We start from the raw sequence: 19909 nt of genomic DNA, 5'->3' as shown, positions 1-19909 counted from the left end.
TATGACTGCTGAAATGCCGCTTCCTCCTGTACAAAAGGCGCTGCAAATCAATCTGCATCCCTTCGACGCACCGCATGCGGCCCTGACCGTTCCGCATCAGCTGCGGGTCTGGGGCGGGCAGGTGGATCGTATTCTCCTGACGGTTGATACCGGCCAGGTTGGAGCCGGCCGCTACAAGGGCAATGGTTTCGAGGCCGCCAGCAAACGCCTGTTTGACATGCTGGAGGAAATGCAGGCCAACTATCCGCATCTGCATGTGGATATTGCCGACTATAGCGATGCGGCGCGCAGTGCGGTGGCGGAGACGTTCTTTTCGCGCTCGCCGGTTCCTTATCCCGCCAAGGCTTTCGACGGCGGGCCGTTCCATGTTTATTTCCACGGGTTGAAACGTGCCAACGCCCGTTATGTGCTGCATATGGACAGCGACATGATGTTTGGCGGCGGCAGCCAGAGCTGGTTCAACGAAGCCATTGCGCTGCAGAAGGCCAACCCGGACGCGCTCTGCATCACGCCGTTTTCCGGGCCGCCGACCGTGCGCGGCGATCTCGATATCTCCCGCCATGTCGGCATGCCGGGGGTGAAGAACATTCCCGAACCGCGCAAGCTGCCGTCGCGCGTTCCCACATGGCGGTTCGCCACCGTTTCCACCCGCCTGTTCATGATCGACATGGACCGTTTCGCCAAGCGCATCGGCTCGCTCGAACTGCTGAGACCCGACGTCAAACGGCGCATCCGCTCCTATGCCTATAATCAGCAGCCGGTCTCGATGCCCGCCGAAGAGGTGCTGAGCAACAATATGATGCGCATCGGCGTACACCGGCTTGATTTTCTCGGCACGGGCAAGGGCATGTATTCGCTACACCCGCCCTATCGCTCGCCCGAGTTTTACGCGGCGCTGGGCTCCATCGTCGAGCGCATCGAAAAGGGCGACGTTCCCGAGGGCCAGCTCGGAGATTTCGATATCAACGGATCGATGGTGGACTGGTCGAGCGCCCTTGCGGCCAAGACGCGCTCCAAACGTTACGCGAAGGCGCTGCGTCACCTGATTTCAGCGAATGTCCAGCGCTTCACCAGGGCATAGAAGGCTCGGCAATTTCTTCACCACCGGCGCAAGTGCCTTAGAAATCTGTGATGAGCTTGCTCCAGCTTTCCGAGCTTAGCCCGCCAATATAGATATCGCCGGCAAGCGCCCGATCCCTGAGGGCTTCATCCCGGGTGGCCATGCAGAAATAACCGCGATGATGGAAGGTCACGTGGTTCTGACGGTAAAGCGCGTTCATGAGAAACGGCTGCGACATGCCGGTGACATGGGCATAGTTCTCATCGTCGAAATGGCGGAACAGCGCGCCGAGGACGTCGTTTTCGCGGCCGGCATCGCAGACGAGATTCAGCACATAGGCGGTCCGTCCCGCTTTACCGAAAAACAGGGCAGCGCCGATGATGCGGCCTTCGGCATTTTCGATCGCCAGGCTGCTCAATTCACCAAGGGTGCCGTTGGTTTTGCTCATTTCGATCAGCCAGTGGAATTCCTCATGGGACCATTCCGGGCGGACGGAAAAACGCTCGATCATTGTCAGCGCGTTGCGGCGGAACGTTTCGAAATCCACCGGTCTGACCGTGGTGCCGGCAACTTCATTGGGCCTTATGCCCTTTTTCCACGATCGCAGGATACGGTCGACAAATCCAAGCGCCATAAGTCCGGGCCTGGATTTGACTACTTGCGAACGGCGCGGCATGCGCAGGGCAATCGCGCTGAAAGGCTTGAGCGCCTTGTGCCATTGCAGGCTTTCCATCGGCAACATGCTGCCGCCGATCGCAAGCCAATGATCGGCGCTGACGGGGGAGGCCGTATCCGAAAACAGCATATCGTGTTTCGTCGCGCGCATGCCGCGGGACAGGCGCGCGGCGCCGAGCGCGCCGAGTTTTCCTTTCGACGCGAAAGCACATAACAATCTTGCGGTAATGGGTTTTCCGTTCGCGACAAACCGCATGGGGACGGCAAGGATAACGCTGGTAACCCCGCTCTCTCCCGCATCGTAGACAACGCTGCCGTATTCGGGATCAAAGACAGGACTGCTGAAAAACAATGTTTCGACGTAAGCGCCGAAGTCGAAGTTTCTATCAAGCCCGGTCTTCTTGAACGCGCTGTTGAGCACAACCTCGACAGCCGGAAGATCGTCCCTGCGCATGGGTCGAACGCCGGGCGCAGCTGGCTGAACCGGGCGTTGTGTCGCCCCTTCGTTGTTGCTATCGTCCATATTGGTGTGTATCGGAACGTCCACCGTCGGTTTCCAGCTATTTACGCGTTTATGAAATCAACAAGCCAAAGATATATCCAGAGTTGTTAATATACGTTAAACAGAATTTCGGATCATCACCCCAGTATATCCTTAACGTAGTGAAATATCTCTGTCGTCAAATAGATATAAGCAACCTTTACGAGGGCGTATGTCTAGCCAATAATAAGGAAATCAGCAACTTAAATTTGACAGATGAAGTTTGATATGGTCAAGATTCTACCCTTATCCATATGTTGACTTCGAAAATCAGGTTCCGTTTCAATTTCCCGGGCTTCATTCCTCTATAATGGAATTACTATTCCTCCGTGTATTATGAATAACTAAAAAATAGGGTTTTGACGGGATATTCATGTTACCGAGACGAAGCATCGGGTACGATGTGAGAACGTATGGAAAAAGGTAGAGAAAATTACCTGATGGATGCAGCGCATGATGAGCAGGCGAGTGTCGCCTGGCGGAATGCACTTTTCTATGTGACGTTCTTTTATTTCACGGTCGGCTTCTCGCCCTATATCTCGCTTTCCTCGACCTATCTTGGGTCCGCCATGGCGGCCGGATCCAACCTTCTCAACCAGCTTACCGCGATCATCCTGCTCATCAGTTTCGTGGTGTTCATGGCAAAGGAGCGGTCGTCTTCCATCGTCTTTACGCCGCGTTTGCTGATGCTGGCGATCTTCGGCTGGTATATCTTCACCTCAATGGTGGGCGGAGCACCGGTGTTTTCGCTGCGGCGGCTTGTCATGTGCGCCATCATCTGCGTGCTTGCCAGCTGCTTCCTGCAATTGCCGCGCACCGAGCGGCATTTCACCACGCTGCTTGCCACATGCGTGCTGATCATCCTGTTCCTCTGTTATTTCGGCGTTGCTGTCCTGCCTTCGCGGTCGATCCATCAGGCAAGCGATGCGCTGGAGCCGCTTCTCGCAGGCAACTGGCGCGGGGTCTTCCGCCACAAGAACGAGGCCGCCTCGATCATGGCGGTGCTGATGATCGTCGGGATTTATCTGTGCAAACGCTGGTCCCTTATCGGCGGCCTGGCGGTGCTGTTGCTGTCTTTGATCTTTCTCGTCAAGTCGGGTGGCAAGACCGCGCTCGGCCTGATGCCGATCATTATCGCCACGGGCTGGTTCATCGTGGGCTGGCCCAGATGGCGTTACGCTGTTGTGACCCTGCTTCTGGGAACCTTCGCCGTGGTGATCGTCGGCACGACCGTCGATCCGGTCTTTTCACAGATGCTGACGAAACTGGGGATCGACGCCAGTTTCACCGGCAGAACCGATATCTGGACCGTCTCCATAGATTATATCCGCCAAAGCCCGATCGTCGGATACGGCTATCAGGCCTTCTGGCGCAGCGACACTCTGATGACGAGCTTCACCGAGAACAATACCTGGGCAACGACGGCGCCGGATTCCCACAATGGCTATTTCGACCTTGTGCTTGGCGGCGGCGTGCCCGGTCTTATTCTGGTGCTGACGTGGATTTGTCTGATGCCGCTTCGCGATCTCGGCAAGATGGATGAGGCCACGCGCAAAAGCCCGCTGACGAAGCTCTATGTCGGCGTCTGGCTTTATGTCCTGCTCTACGGCTTTCTGGAAACGATGTTCTTCCTCAGTACCGGTTTCGTCTGGTTTTTCCTCGTCGTCGCCGTGATGGGCCTGCGTTTGCAGGCGAATGCCAGCCTTGTCGAGGATGAGGCTCAGGCGGAACCGCAATTGGCCCTGACCGGCAGTAACGCGGCCAGCGTGGCGCGGCGCATCCGGGGCAAATCGCGCAGATCGTTGCTCGCGGATGATATTTTGAAATGATTTTTCGTTTCAAATGTGTAAAAGAGCCTGATATTGCGCGCGTTTGCAGCGGGTTTCGCTAAACATGCGTGGCTTAAGTCTTTGTTGTTATGCATGTCCTGTCGCAAAACCGCTCCGCATTTTGCTCGACACGCAATGAACCGGATCGGCAAGGTCAATAAATGGCAGATACAGGCGCCTGTGCGCTCGAAGCGGATGACATCCACAAGAGCTTCGGCACCCACGAAGTTTTGAAGGGCGTTTCGCTGAAGGCCCACAAAGGCGATGTCATATCGATCATCGGCTCGTCCGGTTCCGGCAAGAGTACCTTCCTGCGCTGCATCAACTTTCTCGAAAAGCCGGATCGCGGCCGGGTCATCGTCAATGGCGAGGAGATCGTCATGACGACCGGCAGGGACGGCAAGGCTGTGCCGAAAAGCTGGCGGCAAGTGGAAAAGCTGCGGACCGGGCTTGGCATGGTGTTCCAGAATTTCAATCTCTGGGCCCATCGTACCGTTCTGGAAAATGTCATCGAAGCGCCTGTTCACGTTCTCGGCGTCAAGCGGCAGGAGGCGGTGGAAAAGGCCGAAGCCCTGCTGAACAAGGTCGGTCTATACGACAAGAAAAATGCCTATCCGGCGTTCCTTTCCGGCGGGCAGCAGCAGCGCGCCGCGATTGCGCGCGCGCTCTGCGTGGAGCCGGCGGTGATGCTGTTCGACGAACCCACCTCGGCGCTCGATCCGGAACTCGTGGGCGAGGTGCTGAAGGTCATCCGCGATCTGGCCGAGGAAGGCCGCACCATGCTGCTCGTTACCCACGAGATGCGCTTTGCGCGCGATGTTTCCACCGAGGTGATGTTTCTGCATCAGGGCCGTGTGGAGGAAGCGGGGCCACCGGCGCAGGTGTTCGGCAATCCCGTAAGCGCCCGTTGCAGGGAATTTACCGGCGCGCTGGCGTGATGGCCGTTTCGCTTCGCCATTTGTTTTAACAGGAGAGACTTTAAATGAAATTCTTCGCCACGCTGCTTGCCGGAACGGCATTTGCGGTTTCCGCCTTCACCGCCAGCGCCGATGTCCGCTTCGGCATCATGAATGAATCCTACCCGCCCTTCTTCGCCAAGGATGCCAGCGGCAAGTGGCAGGGCTGGGAAATCGATCTCATGGACGCCGTCTGCGCGGAAATGAAGGAAAAATGCTCGATCGTCGAGCTTTCCTGGGATGGCCTCATCCCGGCGCTGCAGACGAAGAAGTTCGATGTCATCTGGTCGTCCATGTCCAACACGGAAGAGCGCGAGAAGGTCATCGATTTCACCAACAAATATTACAACACGCCGAGCAAGCTGATCGGCGCCAAGGATGGCAAGCCGGGTGCGGCGCCGGAAGACGTCAAGGGCAAGACCATCGGTATTCAGGTCGCGACCATCCAGTCCGAATATTACAAGAAATATTTCGCTGATGTTGCAGACGAAAAGACCTATCAGACGCTCGACGAGGCGTTTCAGGATCTCGCAGCCGGCCGTATCGACTATGTGTTCGGTGACTCGCTCGTTCTCGATGCCTTCGTGAAGAGCGATGCCGGCAAGGATTGCTGCGCCGACATGGGCAACGTTGCGGATGACAAGGAAATTCTCGGCCTTGGCGTTTCCGGCGGCCTGCGCAAGGACGACACCGAACTCAAGAACAAGCTGAACGCTGCTCTCGCCGCCGTTCGCGCCAGCGGGAAGTATGACGAGATCACCAAGAAATACTTCAGCTTCGATATCTACGGTAAGTAATTTCTCCTGACCGGTCACGTAAATGGCAAGCCTTGAAACCACGCTGCAACTGCTGTCACCCTATCCTCCGGGATGGGGCGGCACCCTTTTGAAGGGTGCGGCGTCGACGCTTGCCATTTCCGCTGGTGCCTATCTTATCGGAATCGTCATCGGGCTTGCCGGTGCACTCGGCAAGCTCTCCGGCAACAGGCCGCTTGGCCTTCTGCTCAATCTCTATACGACGGCAATCCGCGCCGTTCCCGAACTGATCCTCATCGTCGGGCTTTATTATGCCGGCACTGATGGGCTGAACCGGCTGCTGCAACTGGCCGGTCTGCCGCCTTTGGAAGTCAACGGTTTCGTTGCCGCTGTTGCGGTTCTGGGTTTCGTGCAGGGTGCCTATATGACCGAGGTGCTGCGTGGTGCGATCCTTGCCATTCCGAACGGGCAGATCGAGGCGGCGCGCGCCTTCGGCATGTCGCCGACCTTGCGTTTCCGCCGTGTGGTCTTGCCGGCACTGTTGCCGAACGCCCTGCCGGGCCTTGCCAATCTCTGGCTTGCGGTAACGAAGGATAGCGCGCTGGTGGCTGTCGTCGGTTATCAGGAACTGGCGCTTGCGACACGGCTGGCGGGCGCCAGCACCAAGCAATATTTCCTGTTCTTTCTTGCCGCAGCCCTGCTTTACCTTGCCATTACGCTGGTTTCCAACCTCGTCTTTTCGCTGCTGGAACGCCGTGTGCGGCGCGGCCAGCCGGCCTTGGCCTAAAGGGGAAGCGGCATGGATTTTTCATGGATCGCCAAATATTGGCCGCTGCTTCTGTCCGGTGCCTGGCAGACGCTGGCGCTGCTCGCCATCTCCGTCAGCATTGGTTTTCTTCTCGCCATCGGGCTTGCCTTCGCGCAGGTCAGCGGCGGGCGGGTGACGAAAATTCTGGCGCGCGCCTATTGCACCTTCTTTCGCGGCACACCGCTTTTGATCCAGCTCTGGCTGCTTTATTACGGTGTCGGCTCGTTTCTGCCGATGATCCCCGGCTTACGTCAGAGTTTCATGTGGCCGGTGCTGCGCGAGGGCTTCTTTTTCGCCGCCGTCAGCTTCACGTTGAATTACGCGGCCTATGAGGCTGAGGTTCTGCGCGGCGCGTTGCTGGCCGTGCCAAAGGGTGAGCTTGAGGCGGGCCGGGCTTTCGGCATGGGCCGTTTCACCCTTATTCGCCGTATATGGCTGCCGCGCGCGATCCGCATCGCGCTGCCGACTATTGCCGGCGAGGTGGTGATGCAGCTCAAAGCGACGCCGCTTGCCTTCACCGTGACGGTGATGGACCTTTACGCCGTCGCCTACAAGGTGCGGCAGGACACGCTGCTCGTCTATGAGCCGCTGATCGTCGTCACCGTCTTTTACCTCATTCTCACCGCCATCATCGCCCGCTGTTTCGGTCTCATCGAACAGCAGGTGCCGGTCCGGCGGTAAACCGTTCAAGGAGCATGAACATGGGCACTATCCGTATTCTCGACGGCGGCATGAGCCGCGAATTGCAGCGGCTCGGCGCCGAGCTGAAGCAGCCGGAATGGTCGGCGCTGGCGCTCATCAATTCGCCTGATATCGTGCGGCAGGTGCATCAGGAATTCATCGAGGCCGGTGCCGATGTCGTCACCACCAATTCCTATGCGCTGGTGCCGTTCCATATTGGCGAGGAGCGTTTCCAGAAGGATGGCGCATCGCTGATCGCCCTTTCCGGCAGGCTGGCACGCGAGGCAGCGGACGCCTCCGGCCGCGACGTGCTGGTGGCCGGTTCGCTGCCGCCGATCTTCGGCTCCTATGAGCCGCAGAATTTCGATGCAACGCGGGTGCAGGACTATCTGAAGGTGCTGGTCGATAATCTCGCGCCCTCCGTCGATGTCTGGCTGGGCGAGACGCTGAGCCTGATCGCCGAAGGCGAGGCGGTGCGGGAAGCCGTGGCCGCAACCGGCAAACCGTTCTGGATTTCCTTCACGTTGAACGACGATGCGGCTGCGACAGGCGGCGGCGAGCCTGCGCTGCGCTCCGGTGAAACGATAAAGGCGGCGGCCGAATGGGCGGCGCAATCTGGTGCTGCCGCCCTGCTGTTCAATTGCAGCAAGCCGGAAATCATGAAAGCCGCCGTGGAAACGGCATCCGCCGTCTTCGCGAAAAAGGGCGTATCGCTGGAAATCGGCGTTTATGCCAATGCCTTCGAAGGCGAGCAGGGCGATTCCGCCGCTAATGAGGGCCTGCACGGCACCCGCACCGACCTGACCGACGATGTTTATTCGCGTTTCGCGTGCTCCTGGGCAGATGCGGGCGCGACCATGATCGGCGGCTGCTGCGGTATCGGCGCTGCCCATATCCACACGGTTGCGACAGCGCTGCGCCGCGCGGCTGCTTGACGTATTCGACACCGCTTTAGCGCTAATATCCGCAATGGATGCGGCAGGCTCGATGCCTGCCGCATTTTTTGTGCGTGGCCATTGACCTCAACTATAGTTGAGGAATTATCAGGGAGCGGAACCTTACCGAAGGACGTTCCATGAGCGATTTGCCCGGTTTGGTTTTGCGACCACCTATCGCGATATCGCCGTGGCATTCGCCATCATGGCCAGCCTTGCCGCAAATCATTCAGCAATGGGCGATGCTGCGAGAGCCGTGGCCTTTTGCCCAAAACGGATGACGCGCACTCCTCGACGTTGTCATCGATGGATTGGGCGGGGAGAGCCGGCGCCGTCCACATTTTTGCCGGCCAATATTTCCCGCGTCCTTGCGAGCATGAAGAAATTGTAAAGTATTTAACTATAACTATTCGCAAGAAAACTAATGAAGCACGGCTTTGGAACAATCGGTTCTCTTGCGTGTTTTTTTCGAAATGCGGCCCGGCGTTTCCGCCTGTTGGCGGGGCTGTCGTGCCGCCCGCGGAATGGTGACCTGTCCGTATTTGAAGGGGCAGGACGGCGTTCTTCGGCGCATGCATGATGCAGTTGCGGTCAGAGCCGATGATACGGCTACCGAAGCCTTGATGATCGAGGTACGCGACGTGCAATGTCAGTCTCGCCGAACACCTCCGGCACGGGGAAGGAGCGGTATTCATGCCTTGAGGTTTCCCCGTGTCCTTTCTTCAAAATGCCAGTATCCGCACCAAGATCCTGTCGCTCATTCTCCCGCTCTGCATTGTCGGCCTTGGTGCTACTGCCTTCATGGGCAGCCGCTACAAGGAAGCGGACAACGCCTATTCAGATTTCATCGCCACTGACAACGCCGCACTGGTGGAGCTTGCACGCGCCAATCGTAACCTTCAGGCTATGGCTTACGGTGCCTATCAAGTGATGGCTTATGACGCCAGTACTGCGGGCTTCAAGACCGTCAAGCAGGAATATGAAACGGACAAGACCGCATTGATCTCGCGCCTGAACCAGGTAAAGGCTATTTTCCCCGAGGAAACGGTGGCCTTGGATGGGCTTTTGAAACAGGCTCAAGGTATTGTCGCGATCACCGACAAGGCTGTTGAACTCGGCACTGCCACTCGCAATGAGGAGTCTTTTGCCGAGCTTCTAAAGGCTGACGCCGTGATCCGCTCCACCGGAAATGAAATGGCCCTCCTCCTCGACAAGCTCTCGAAAGGCGTAGTCAAGGGAAGCGACGATCTGACGGATCAGACCAATTCGACCATCCTGACGTCGTTGATGGTTGTTGGTATTGTTTTCGCGATGGGCATCATCGTTGCGATTTTCGTTGCATCGCGAGGCATCACCACACCGATCGCCCGTCTGCGCGAGCGGATGGCATCGCTTGCGGGCGGTGAGACCACGGCTGAAATCGACGGCACTGGCCGCAAGGACGAGGTTGGCCAGATGGCGGCGGCCGTTCAGGTGTTCCGTGAAAATGCGATCGAGCGCATTCGTCTCGAGCAGGAAACCGAAGCCAATCGCAGCCTTTCGGAAAAGGAACGCATCGAGCGCGAGCAGCAGAAGGCCAAGGAAGCTGCCGACGTCAAATTTGCCGTCGACAATCTTGCGACCGGTCTTTCGAAGCTTTCGGATGGCGATGTGTCCTACCGCATCGGCCAGCCGTTCACGGCGACACTCGACGGCGTTCGCAACGACTTCAACATGTCCGCCGAAAAGCTGCAATCGGCATTGACCCGGGTTGCGCAGAATGCCGGTGGCATCGGCGCGGGCGCAAACGAGATCAAATCGGCCGCCGACGATCTGGCCAAGCGTACCGAACAGCAGGCCGCAGCCGTGGAAGAAACCGCTGCCGCTCTGGAAGAGATCACCACGACAGTGAAGGATTCCACCAAGCGAGCGCAGGAGGCCGGCCTGATCGTCAGCCGCGCCAAGGCAGGTGCCGAACAATCCGGCGAGGTGGTACGCCGCGCCGTGGTCGCAATGGAGCAGATCTCCAAATCGGCCAACGAGATCAGCAACATCATCGGCGTGATCGACGAAATCGCCTTCCAGACGAACCTTCTTGCGCTCAATGCGGGTGTGGAAGCCGCGCGTGCGGGTGAGGCGGGCAAGGGCTTTGCCGTCGTCGCACAGGAGGTGCGCGAGCTTGCGCAACGCTCCGCCAATGCGGCCAAGGAAATCAAGGCGCTGATCACCACCTCGAACGATCAGGTGCAGCAGGGCGTTCAGCTGGTGGGCGACACGGGCAGGGCACTGGCGACGATCGTATCGGAAGTGCAGGAAATCAACCGGCACGTCGTCTCCATCGTGGAATCCGCGCAGGAGCAATCCTCCGGCCTCCAGCAGATCAATACCGCGGTCAACCAGATGGACCAGGACACTCAGAAAAATGCTGCCATGGTGGAAGAGACCAACGCCGCCAGCCACAATCTGGCCAAGGAGGTAGCTTCGCTCAACCAGCTTCTCGCGCAGTTCAAGCTCGCTGATACCGCCTATCAGCAGAAGAGCCAGCCCGCTCCGGTTCGCAATGCCGGCGGCAACGACAAATACGTGGCATCCCCCGTACGCGCGCTTGGCCGCAAGATTGCATCCGCATTCTCTGGCAACGCTGCTGTTGATACGTCAAAGGACGACTGGCAGGAGTTTTGATCGGCGATTGGTCAACGACATGAGCTTCGGCGGGGGATATCCCCGCCGCCAATCAAGGACTATGCCACGCAATCGGAAATCGTTTGCGTGGCATAGTTTATGCCGTAGGGGGGTGACGAACATGTCTGGCAATTTTCGCAATACATTGTCCTTCACGCAGCGCGTCGCGACTATGGCCGTGGGGATCTTTTTGATTGCCGGTAACCTGGAGCCGGCATTCGCGATCGATATGGAATCGCGTGCCCTGTGGGCGGCATCGGCCATGGCAGAGGCTGATTATCATCGCAGCAATCCTTGCAAGCAATGGAAGGTTGATGAGCAGGCGGTCAAGAAAGTCATTGCCTGGAGCGGTCGAACCCTCGAAGAATTGCGGGCATCCGAAGACTACAAGTCGCAACGCGACGCCATAGCAGGCGTCGCTCGGCAATACGGTGCGGATATGACCTGTGACGCGAATGGTGCGACTTTCGACGTTGATGAACACGACTATGGCGTTCTTCGCCACTCAGGCTGGTAACGAGCCGGCGGCTAACCGTCAAAAATGACAGGAATGAAAAGCGCGTTTTTGCATGCGCGTTAAATACGTAAAATGGCGCACCCGACAGGATTCGAACCTGTGACCTTTGGAATCGGAATCCAACACTCTATCCAGCTGAGCTACGGGTGCAGCGGTCACGCTTGAATCGCGTGCAGCGGTTGGTTCATACCCCAGCTTTCTTTCCGCATCAATGTCTAAAAATCAAAGATTTACGAAATGGGGCCTGTTTTCCGGTGAGGGGGAGAGCGTGGGTTGCTGCGAGGGCTGCTGCCTGCATGTTTGCGATAGAAGGGCGGTATGTTGTTTGCGGTATTGCGTTTCTTCCTGATAAGGCGTTTCCCTTTTAAGTAGTATTTTACGGTCGCATCCGGCGGCTGTCCTGGCACTTTTGTACACAGAGGGGCGGATTGTCGTATTGCCTTTCAAACAAGGCGGGGGAGGCGGTTTTTGACCCTAAAAATCGGCGGGTAAATAATCATACTTTTCTTTTGCGCCCGATGGTGATTACGAGACAGGGGTTGTCGCAATGGGTATTAACTGTCAAATTATTATACAATATTAGTATCATCTACATTTATTTGGGATACAGTTTAGTCCTGTTGTCGGTTATCATTCCGGCAGGGTTAAGGAACGAATCAGGCGGGGGATCGGATGGCTTTGCAATTGGCACATAGCAACGGGCCACGGGCGGAAAAGGCCGAAAGCGGCGGCACGCAGGCGGAGCATTTAAACGCTATCGACTATGGATTGTTGACGACCGCGATCGGTTATCATCTGAGGCACTCGCAACTTGCCGTGGCAAACGGCTTTTCCGACGTGCTGGCGGAGATGGGATTGCGGCCGGCCGATTTTTCCGTTCTCGTCATCGTCGGCGGCAATCCGGGCCTCAAGCAGAGCGATGTGGCCGAGGCGCTTGGCATACAGCGCGCCAATTTCGTCGCGATCGTCGATAGCATGGAAGACAAGGGATTGCTCGTCCGTCGCAGGTCGGAAGAGGACAGGCGCGTTCATTTCCTCGACATGACGGATGAGGGCAGCAGCCTTCTTGAGCGCCTTTCCGACGCATGGCGTGACCGCGAGGAAAAGCTGATCGACCGGATCGGCGGCAAAAAAGCCCGTGACCAGCTGCTGGCCCTGCTTGGGCGCCTTCGGGACTGAGCGGTATCGGTCAAGCCGGTCGGCAATCTCCTGCCTCTCCCTTTCACGAGGGTCTGATTGGTAGCGGGTCGATTTGCGTTGCAATTTTCCTGCGAAACGGCCAAGACGCCTTGGACGTGCCTACGCCGTTGGCGCGCGCCATGCCGCAACTGTGCAATGTTCTGGAAAGGCCCGAAACGGGAACGCCATGCTGATTATCGATACGAGCCATCCGCTTTATCGCCGCTTGTGGGTCAGATTGCTCATCGTCGGCTTTTGCGCCGCCTGGTCCGTCATCGAATTCGTCAATCGCGAATTTTTCTGGGGTACGGTTGTCGGCGGCGTGGCGGTCTATGCGGCCTATGAGTTGTTGCTGAAGTTCAAGCCCGCCAGCGACGAGAACGCTGCAGGCAAGGCTGACGCGGGCAAGGACGATTCAGACGAGCCAGTCGAAAGCGCACCCACGGATAGAAAAGACGCCGGCTGAGGCGAGCTTTCCGGGCGTAAAACCGCTATCTGCCTTTACTGGAAATGTTCACGGGTTCGCAGCATCCGGATCGCCTGGTCGATCAGGAGATTTGCCGCTGTCATGCGCAGCGTCGCATTGTGCCGGAATTCCGGTCTCACTCCGTCGGGATGATTGAGCCTTGCGAAGGCGCGGCGCTTTTCCGCAAGCGTTGCGGCGGTGTCGGTTTCATGGATGGCCAGTTCTGCTGAAACATCCGCGAGCGAGGTCTTTTCGAGATGGGCCGGCATAGGTTCGGGTTGGGGTTCCGGCTGGGGCTCGGCAAGCGCAACGGGCTCCGGCAGAAAGGCCAGATAGGCGTCGAGACTGGCGTTTCCCGGTTGCGGTGCATCAGGATAGGTATCCACGACGAAGCCAGAGCTGAAACCCACAATACGATGACCGGCGGGCGGCGTCGGCTCCGTGCTTTCGTCTTCTTTTTCCTGTCTCAGTCTTTCAACGACCGACTCGAAGACGGATTGTCCGAAAAGCATGCGGCTATTCCCTGGGCAGGTCCCGATAAATCCGGCCTCTATATACAATGAAGTTGGCGTCTGGCTTGCCTTCCTCAAAAGCCCGTCAGTTTGCGGCTTTCATCCAGAACCAGATCGTAGAGCAGCCGGGCGCTGGGCGGCAAAACGCGGCCTTTGGTGGTGATGATGCTGTATGGCTTGACGACAAGCTCGAAATCCGTCGGCAGGATGCGGGTGCGGCCGATATCGGCCTGCTGGCCGGCCACAAACTCGGCCATGTCCTGCGCGATTGGCGCAATTGCATCCGTGTTGCAGATAAGGGCAAGCGTCAGCACCACGGATGGCGTGTTGATGACGTTGCGCGGCATGGCGACGCCGTGGGTGAGGAACACGTCTTCCATCGTTCTACGCAAAAGCGCGCCGGGCGGCTGGAAGACCCAGTCGTAACCGGACAGATCCTGCAATGTCACGGGCTCGCCGTGGAGCAGGGGGTGGCCCTCGCGAACCACCAGGCAGGCGCGCTCTATGCCGATTTCATGGATGGAGAACAGGCCGGGGTCGAAATCATCGGGGATGCGGCCGATGATGAAGTCGTGACGCGCGGCCAGAAGTTCCCGCGCCAGCACGTTGCTGCTTTCCACCTGCACGTTGATCTCGATACCGGGATAGGTGTCCATCGCCCGTCTTATGGCGGGTACGACCAGGCTGATGGCCGGTGCGGTGACGGCGCCGATATAAACCGATCCGCCGCTGCCGGATTTCATCTGGTTGAGTTCGCGGCTCGCCTCGCGCAGCTCGAGCAATATGGTGCGGGCGCGGCGCGCCAGCGCCTCACCGAACTTGGTCAGCACCACACCGCGCGACGCTCTCTGACAGAGCGGGCTTTTGACGATCGCTTCCATTTCCGAGAGCATGCGCGATGCCGCCGGCTGCGTCATGTTCATGGCCGCCGCGGCGGCGCTGACCTGCCCGTGCTCCTCGATCATGACCAGCATGCGCAGGTGGCTCATCTTCAGGCCGGCACGCAGCAAAGGGTTGTCTTCGAAGACGAAGAGCGCATCCGCTGTTTGCGTCTGCTCATACACTTTCTGGTTGCTCATTCGCCGGTTTATACCCCTCAATGGTTATTGTATCGATTTAATATATCATAATTGATATACGTAAACTGATTTATTCTATTTGACAGTTATATGGATTCAGAACAATTTGCGGAATGCCGGGGAGGAGCGGCATCTGTTCCATTTCGCAGTTGCGAGATCGGAGCGGGCGCAATGCGGCTTCTTCCTCTGATGGCATGAATTTTATGGTGCAACGCAACAAGCGGGTACCAAAGAGGGTTCAAGGGAGAGAGTTAATGAAGTCCATTATTTCGCTGATGGCGGCTTGTGCCATCGGTGCTGCTTCCTTTGCAGCGCCGGCTTTCGCGCAGGACAAGGGTTCCGTCGGTATCGCCATGCCGACCAAGTCTTCCGCGCGCTGGATCGATGACGGCAACAACATCGTCAAGCAGCTGCAGGAAGCCGGTTACACGACCGATCTGCAATATGCCGACGACGATATTCCGAATCAGCTTTCCCAGATCGAAAACATGGTCACCAAGGGCGTCAAGGTCCTCGTGATCGCTTCGATCGACGGCACGACCCTGTCGGACGTTCTGAAGCAGGCTGGCCAGCAGGGCATCAAGGTCATCGCTTATGACCGCCTTATCCGCAACAGCGGCGACGTCAGCTACTACGCCACTTTCGACAACTTCCAGGTTGGCGTTCTGCAGGCAACTTCCATCACCGACAAGCTTGGCCTGAAGGACGGCAAGGGCCCGTTCAACATCGAGCTGTTCGGCGGTTCTCCTGACGACAACAACGCCTTCTTCTTCTACGATGGCGCGATGTCGGTTCTGAAGCCTTACATCGACAGCGGCAAGCTGGTCGTAAAGTCGGGCCAGATGGGCATGGACAAGGTCGGTACGCTGCGTTGGGATCCGGCAACGGCCCAGGCTCGCATGGATAACCTCCTGTCGGCTTATTACACGGACGCCAAGGTTGACGCTGTTCTGTCGCCCTATGACGGTCTGTCCATCGGCATCATCTCCTCGCTGAAGGGCGTTGGTTATGGCACGAAGGACCAGCCGCTGCCGGTCGTTTCCGGTCAGGACGCTGAAGTTCCGTCGGTCAAGTCGATCATTGCTGGCGAACAGTATTCGACCATCTTCAAGGACACTCGCGAACTCGCGAAGGTTACTGTTGGCATGGTCAACGCCGTTCTGCAGGGCAAAGAGCCTGAGGTGAACGACACCAAGACCTATGAAAATGGCGTCAAGGTTGTTCCGTCCTACCTGCTCAAGCCGGTTGCCGTGACCAAGGACAACTACAAGCAGGTTCTCGTCGACGGTGGTTACTACACCGCAGATCAGCTGAAATAAGCCTGAAACACATGCGGGGATGGCTTGGCGCCGTCCCCGTTTTTCCATAAAAATAAAAACGCCTGAATTAATCGGGCGCTGGATTGCGATATGGCCAATACCATTCTCGAAATGCGGAACATCACCAAGACGTTTCCGGGCGTAAAAGCGCTTGAGAACGTCAACCTTAAGGTAAAGGAAGGTGAGATCCACGCGCTCGTTGGCGAGAACGGCGCTGGAAAGTCGACCTTGATGAAGGTCCTTTCCGGTGTTTATCCCGCTGGCACCTATGAGGGCGAGATCCACTATGAAGGTGCTGTGCGAAATTTTCGCGCCATCAATGACAGCGAAGATATTGGTATCATCATCATTCACCAGGAGCTTGCGCTTGTGCCGCTCCTGTCGATTGCCGAAAATATTTTCCTTGGCAACGAGGTCGCTTCGGGCGGCGTCATCAACTGGCAGCAGACCTTCAACCGTACCCGCGAACTTCTAAAGAAGGTGGGCCTGAAGGAATCGCCGGAGACGCTGATTACCGATATCGGCGTTGGCAAGCAGCAGCTGGTCGAAATCGCCAAGGCATTGTCGAAGAGCGTGAAGCTTCTCATCCTTGATGAGCCGACCGCCTCGCTCAACGAGAGCGATTCCGAGGCTCTGCTCAACCTTTTGATCGAGTTCCGCAAGCAGGGCATGACGTCGATCATCATCACCCACAAGCTCAACGAAGTGCGCAAGGTGGCCGACCAGATCACCGTGCTGCGCGACGGCATGACGGTGAAGACGCTCGACTGTCATCAGGAAGAAATCAGCGAGGACGTCATCATCCGCAACATGGTGGGACGCGATCTCGAAGATCGTTATCCGCCGCGCGACGTGCCTATCGGCGAGACCATTCTCGAAGTGAAGAACTGGAACGCCTATCACCAGCAGCACCGCGACCGGAAGGTCCTGCACGACATCAACGTCACCGTGCGCAAGGGCGAAGTCGTCGGCATTGCCGGGCTGATGGGGGCAGGGCGCACGGAATTCGCCATGAGCGTGTTCGGCAAGTCCTACGGCCACAAGATCACCGGCGACGTGCTGATCGACGGCAAGCCCGTGGATGTCAGCACCGTGCGCAAGGCAATCGATGCCGGTCTTGCCTATGTGACCGAAGACCGCAAACATCTCGGTCTGGTGCTCAACGACAACATTCTGCATAACACCACGCTTGCCAATCTGGCCGGCGTGTCGAAGGCCAGCGTCATCGACGACATCAAGGAAATGAAGGTGGCGAGCGATTTCCGCACACGCCTTCGCATCCGCTCTTCGGGCATCTTTCAGGAAACGGTCAATCTTTCGGGCGGCAACCAGCAGAAGGTCGTGCTTTCCAAGTGGCTTTTCTCCAATCCTGATGTCCTGATCCTCGACGAGCCGACACGCGGTATCGACGTTGGCGCGAAATACGAAATCTACACCATCATCAACCAGCTCGCTGCCGACGGCAAAGGCGTTCTGATGATCTCATCGGAAATGCCTGAACTGCTCGGCAATTGCGACCGCATCTACGTCATGAACGAAGGCCGCATCGTCGCTGAATTGCCGAAGGGAGAGGCGAGCCAGGAAAGCATCATGCGCGCTATCATGCGCTCAGGGGAGAAGAACTCATGAGTTCGGCAAACACCACAAACGAAGAAAGCAACGTCATCTCGGTCGGGTCGTATATTCGCTCCAATATCCGCGAATACGGCATGCTGATCGCGCTCGTCGCTATCATGGTTTTCTTCCAGTTCTATACCGGCGGCATTCTGTTCCGCCCCGTGAACCTGACAAACCTCATCCTGCAAAACTCGTTCATCGTCATCATGGCGCTTGGCATGCTGCTGGTCATCGTGGCCGGGCATATCGACCTTTCGGTCGGTTCCATCGTCGCCTTCGTCGGCGCGATTGCGGCCATATTGACCGTGCAATGGGGCATGAACCCGTTTCTAGCGGCGCTGATTTGTCTTGTCATCGGCGGCATCATCGGTGCTGCCCAGGGTTACTGGATCGCCTATCACCGCATCCCGTCCTTCATCGTGACGCTGGCGGGCATGCTTGTGTTCCGCGGCCTCACGCTTTTTGTGCTCGGCGGCAAGAACATCGGCCCGTTCCCGACCGATTTCCAGATCATCAGCACCGGCTTCCTGCCTGATATCGGTGGCATCGAAGGTCTGAACACGACGTCGATGATCCTGACATTGCTGATTACGGTCGTGCTGTTCTATCTGGCGTGGCGTCGTCGCGTGGTGAACGTGAAGCACGGCATCGACGTGGAGCCGTTCGGTTTCTTCATTGTGCAGAACCTGCTGATCTCAGGCGCTATCCTGTTCCTGGGTTACCAGCTGTCTACCTATCGCGGCCTGCCTAACGTCCTGATCGTGATGCTGGTTCTGATTGCGCTTTACAGCTTCGTGACGCGCCGCACGACCATTGGCCGCCGCGTTTACGCCATGGGCGGCAACGAGAAGGCGACCAAGCTTTCCGGTATCAACACCGAACGCCTGAGCTTCCTCACCTTCGTCAACATGGGCGTACTGGCCGGTCTGGCCGGGATGATCATCGCGACCCGCCTCAACTCGGCAACGCCGAAGGCAGGCGTTGGCTTCGAGCTTGACGTGATCGCGGCCTGCTTCATCGGCGGTGCTTCGGCCTCCGGCGGCGTTGGCAAGATCACCGGTGCTGTTATCGGTGCCTTCATCATGGGCGTCATGAACAACGGCATGTCGATCGTCGGCCTCGGCATCGACTTCCAGCAAATGGTCAAGGGCCTCGTGCTGCTCGCTGCCGTGTTCTTCGACGTCTACAACAAGAACAAGGGCTGATTGCCCAGCCAATATAGCAAGTCAAAAAAGTGGCCGGTTTCCGGCCACTTTCATAAGGTGAAGGCGCAACGCGCCGAAGAAGATAAGGCGCGTTGCGCCGCAGGAAGGAAATCCCGTGCTCATTTCACAGATCAAGGATGCCAGTGGCAAAATCACCGTCGCCGTTCGCGAAGAAGGCGGACAGGCGCACGCCGTCAACGGCGCTCAATCGGTTTACGCGCTCGCCATGGAAGCTGCCAATGGTGGCAAGAGCCTTGCCGATGTCGTGTCCGCCCATGGTCTCGGCGATGCCGTCGATCTTGAGAAGGCTTACGCTGAAGGTCGCTTTCTGCCTCCGATCACCCATCCCGATCCGGCGCATCTGCATCTGACAGGCACGGGCCTGACCCATCTCGGCTCTGCTGCTACCCGCGACAGCATGCACAAGAAGACCACGGAAGCCGCCGAGGAAAGCCTGACGGATTCCATGAAGATGTTCCGCATGGGTCTGGAAAACGGCAAGCCGAAGGCTGGCGAAAAAGGCGTTCAGCCCGAGTGGTTCTACAAGGGCAACGGCTATGTCGCAGCGGCACCCGGTGCTGCTCTCACCTCTCCGTCCTTCGCGCTTGATGGCGGCGAAGAGCCGGAAATGGCCGGCATCTACGTGATTTCGGACAAGGGCGAACCCGTGCGCATCGGCTTTGCCGTATCGAACGAATTTTCCGATCACGTCACCGAGCGGATCAACTATCTCTACCTCGCCCATTCCAAGTTGCGCCCGGCAAGCTTCGGCCCGGAAATCCGCGTTGGCGTTGCACCGTCTGATATTCGCGGCACCTCGCGCATCCGTCGTGGCGACAAGGTCATTTTCGAAAAGCCGTTTGTTTCGGGTGAGGACAACATGTCCCACACCTTCGCGAACCTTGAATATCACCACTTCAAATACGGCCTGTTCCGCGCACCGGGCGACGTGCATGTGCACATGTTCGGTACCGCGACGCTCTCTTTTGCCGAAGGCATCAAGCCGGAAGCCGGTGACGTGTTCGAGATCGAGGCCGCCGGTTTCGGCCTGCCGCTGAAGAACCCGCTGGCGGTTAATGCGGAAGAAGAGATCACGGTTCGGCAGATCTGATCT

General features: G+C 57.7%; 18 protein-coding genes and 1 tRNA gene. 15 read left to right on the top strand and 4 right to left on the bottom strand.

Going from position 1 to position 19909, the window contains the following annotated elements; genetic code table 11:
• Window position 1 precedes the first annotated feature (1 nt).
• Window positions 2-1081, top strand: coding sequence for a polysaccharide biosynthesis glycosyltransferase UppG (gene uppG, locus CRP02_RS23065; protein WP_097100775.1), 1080 nt, complete (start codon window positions 2-4; stop codon window positions 1079-1081).
• A 37-nt stretch (window positions 1082-1118) separates the two neighbouring features.
• Here uppG and CRP02_RS23060 read toward each other — a convergent pair whose 3' ends face one another.
• Complete coding sequence (locus CRP02_RS23060; RefSeq protein WP_179784171.1) at window positions 1119-2189, bottom strand: GNAT family N-acetyltransferase; 1071 nt, start codon at window positions 2187-2189, stop codon at window positions 1119-1121.
• Window positions 2190-2689: 500 nt separating this feature from the next.
• Between CRP02_RS23060 and uppW the strand changes: the two genes are divergently transcribed.
• From uppW to CRP02_RS23015, 8 genes are all read left to right on the top strand, one after another.
• A complete protein-coding gene (uppW, locus tag CRP02_RS23055) occupies window positions 2690-4105 on the top strand; it encodes a Wzy-type polysaccharide biosynthesis protein UppW (RefSeq protein ID WP_097172398.1) in 1416 nt (471 codons plus the stop codon).
• 161 nt (window positions 4106-4266) lie between these two features.
• Window positions 4267-5043, top strand: a complete 777-nt coding sequence (locus tag CRP02_RS23050) for an ABC transporter ATP-binding protein (protein WP_097172397.1) — start codon at window positions 4267-4269, stop codon at window positions 5041-5043.
• Between the two features lie 44 nt (window positions 5044-5087).
• Window positions 5088-5858 carry a transporter substrate-binding domain-containing protein gene (locus CRP02_RS23045; protein WP_097172396.1) on the top strand — a complete coding sequence of 257 codons (771 nt, stop codon included), beginning with the start codon at window positions 5088-5090 and terminating at the stop codon, window positions 5856-5858.
• Between the two features lie 22 nt (window positions 5859-5880).
• Entirely contained in the window at window positions 5881-6603 is a 723-nt protein-coding gene (locus CRP02_RS23040) for an ABC transporter permease (protein WP_097172395.1), read from the top strand.
• 12 nt (window positions 6604-6615) lie between these two features.
• On the top strand, window positions 6616-7305 hold the full coding sequence (locus CRP02_RS23035; RefSeq protein ID WP_097172394.1) for an ABC transporter permease: 690 nt from the start codon (window positions 6616-6618) through the stop codon (window positions 7303-7305).
• A gap of 20 nt (window positions 7306-7325) precedes the next feature.
• The gene (locus CRP02_RS23030; RefSeq protein WP_097172393.1) at window positions 7326-8240 is read left to right on the top strand and encodes a homocysteine S-methyltransferase family protein; all 915 of its coding nucleotides are present in this window, start codon (window positions 7326-7328) and stop codon (window positions 8238-8240) included.
• 711 nt (window positions 8241-8951) lie between these two features.
• The gene (locus CRP02_RS23020; protein WP_097172392.1) at window positions 8952-10901 is read left to right on the top strand and encodes a methyl-accepting chemotaxis protein; all 1950 of its coding nucleotides are present in this window, start codon (window positions 8952-8954) and stop codon (window positions 10899-10901) included.
• Window positions 10902-11022: 121 nt separating this feature from the next.
• Window positions 11023-11418 carry a hypothetical protein gene (locus CRP02_RS23015; protein ID WP_323455386.1) on the top strand — a complete coding sequence of 132 codons (396 nt, stop codon included), beginning with the start codon at window positions 11023-11025 and terminating at the stop codon, window positions 11416-11418.
• A 73-nt stretch (window positions 11419-11491) separates the two neighbouring features.
• Here the strand turns inward: CRP02_RS23015 and CRP02_RS23010 are convergent.
• A tRNA-Arg gene (locus tag CRP02_RS23010) sits at window positions 11492-11568 on the bottom strand.
• Window positions 11569-12090: 522 nt separating this feature from the next.
• Here CRP02_RS23010 and CRP02_RS23005 point away from each other — a divergent pair.
• Together CRP02_RS23005 and CRP02_RS23000 are read left to right on the top strand one after the other, a co-directional pair.
• Window positions 12091-12597: a MarR family winged helix-turn-helix transcriptional regulator gene (locus CRP02_RS23005; protein ID WP_097100738.1), complete on the top strand. Its 507-nt coding sequence runs from the start codon at window positions 12091-12093 to the stop codon at window positions 12595-12597.
• A gap of 187 nt (window positions 12598-12784) precedes the next feature.
• Window positions 12785-13063: a hypothetical protein gene (locus CRP02_RS23000; RefSeq protein WP_097172391.1), complete on the top strand. Its 279-nt coding sequence runs from the start codon at window positions 12785-12787 to the stop codon at window positions 13061-13063.
• Window positions 13064-13098: 35 nt separating this feature from the next.
• Here CRP02_RS23000 and CRP02_RS22995 read toward each other — a convergent pair whose 3' ends face one another.
• Both CRP02_RS22995 and CRP02_RS22990 read right to left on the bottom strand, forming a co-directional pair.
• Window positions 13099-13575 (bottom strand): hypothetical protein, encoded by a 477-nt coding sequence (locus tag CRP02_RS22995; RefSeq protein ID WP_097172390.1) that lies wholly within the window; start codon window positions 13573-13575, stop codon window positions 13099-13101.
• Window positions 13576-13649: 74 nt separating this feature from the next.
• A complete protein-coding gene (locus CRP02_RS22990) occupies window positions 13650-14654 on the bottom strand; it encodes a LysR family transcriptional regulator (protein WP_003513718.1) in 1005 nt (334 codons plus the stop codon).
• A gap of 254 nt (window positions 14655-14908) precedes the next feature.
• Here CRP02_RS22990 and chvE point away from each other — a divergent pair, with 254 nt between their 5' ends.
• From chvE to araD1, 4 genes are all read left to right on the top strand, one after another.
• On the top strand, window positions 14909-15973 hold the full coding sequence (chvE, locus tag CRP02_RS22980) for a sugar ABC transporter substrate-binding protein ChvE (RefSeq protein ID WP_097100734.1): 1065 nt from the start codon (window positions 14909-14911) through the stop codon (window positions 15971-15973).
• A 90-nt stretch (window positions 15974-16063) separates the two neighbouring features.
• A complete protein-coding gene (gene gguA, locus CRP02_RS22975; RefSeq protein ID WP_003513716.1) occupies window positions 16064-17602 on the top strand; it encodes a sugar ABC transporter ATP-binding protein GguA in 1539 nt (512 codons plus the stop codon).
• Window positions 17599-18795, top strand: a complete 1197-nt coding sequence (gene gguB, locus CRP02_RS22970; RefSeq protein WP_020809403.1) for a sugar ABC transporter permease GguB — start codon at window positions 17599-17601, stop codon at window positions 18793-18795. Before gguA ends, gguB begins: the two co-directional genes overlap by 4 nt.
• Window positions 18796-18910: 115 nt before the next feature.
• A complete protein-coding gene (araD1, locus tag CRP02_RS22965; protein ID WP_097172389.1) occupies window positions 18911-19906 on the top strand; it encodes a 2-keto-3-deoxy-L-arabinonate dehydratase AraD1 in 996 nt (331 codons plus the stop codon).
• Window positions 19907-19909 lie beyond the last annotated feature (3 nt).

The organism is Rhizobium sp. AN5, assembly GCF_900215255.1.
GTDB lineage: Bacteria > Pseudomonadota > Alphaproteobacteria > Rhizobiales > Rhizobiaceae > Agrobacterium > Agrobacterium tumefaciens.
The sequence above is the reverse complement of the archived record's forward strand: the minus strand, read 5'-3'. Positions and strand labels throughout refer to the sequence as shown.

Coding starts and splice junctions, on each gene's coding strand:
- uppW (WP_097172398.1), top strand. CDS start 2,690: ATGGAAAAAGGTAGAGAAAATTACCTGATGGATGCAGCGCATGATGAG.
- CRP02_RS23000 (WP_097172391.1), top strand. CDS start 12,785: ATGCTGATTATCGATACGAGCCATCCGCTTTATCGCCGCTTGTGGGTC.
- CRP02_RS23030 (WP_097172393.1), top strand. CDS start 7,326: ATGGGCACTATCCGTATTCTCGACGGCGGCATGAGCCGCGAATTGCAG.
- CRP02_RS23045 (WP_097172396.1), top strand. CDS start 5,088: ATGAAATTCTTCGCCACGCTGCTTGCCGGAACGGCATTTGCGGTTTCC.
- gguA (WP_003513716.1), top strand. CDS start 16,064: ATGGCCAATACCATTCTCGAAATGCGGAACATCACCAAGACGTTTCCG.
- chvE (WP_097100734.1), top strand. CDS start 14,909: ATGAAGTCCATTATTTCGCTGATGGCGGCTTGTGCCATCGGTGCTGCT.
- CRP02_RS23005 (WP_097100738.1), top strand. CDS start 12,091: ATGGCTTTGCAATTGGCACATAGCAACGGGCCACGGGCGGAAAAGGCC.
- CRP02_RS23050 (WP_097172397.1), top strand. CDS start 4,267: ATGGCAGATACAGGCGCCTGTGCGCTCGAAGCGGATGACATCCACAAG.
- gguB (WP_020809403.1), top strand. CDS start 17,599: ATGAGTTCGGCAAACACCACAAACGAAGAAAGCAACGTCATCTCGGTC.
- CRP02_RS23040 (WP_097172395.1), top strand. CDS start 5,881: ATGGCAAGCCTTGAAACCACGCTGCAACTGCTGTCACCCTATCCTCCG.
- CRP02_RS23035 (WP_097172394.1), top strand. CDS start 6,616: ATGGATTTTTCATGGATCGCCAAATATTGGCCGCTGCTTCTGTCCGGT.
- CRP02_RS22990 (WP_003513718.1), bottom strand. CDS start 14,654: ATGAGCAACCAGAAAGTGTATGAGCAGACGCAAACAGCGGATGCGCTC.
- uppG (WP_097100775.1), top strand. CDS start 2: ATGACTGCTGAAATGCCGCTTCCTCCTGTACAAAAGGCGCTGCAAATC.
- CRP02_RS23015 (WP_323455386.1), top strand. CDS start 11,023: ATGTCTGGCAATTTTCGCAATACATTGTCCTTCACGCAGCGCGTCGCG.
- CRP02_RS22995 (WP_097172390.1), bottom strand. CDS start 13,575: ATGCTTTTCGGACAATCCGTCTTCGAGTCGGTCGTTGAAAGACTGAGA.
- CRP02_RS23060 (WP_179784171.1), bottom strand. CDS start 2,189: ATGCGCAGGGACGATCTTCCGGCTGTCGAGGTTGTGCTCAACAGCGCG.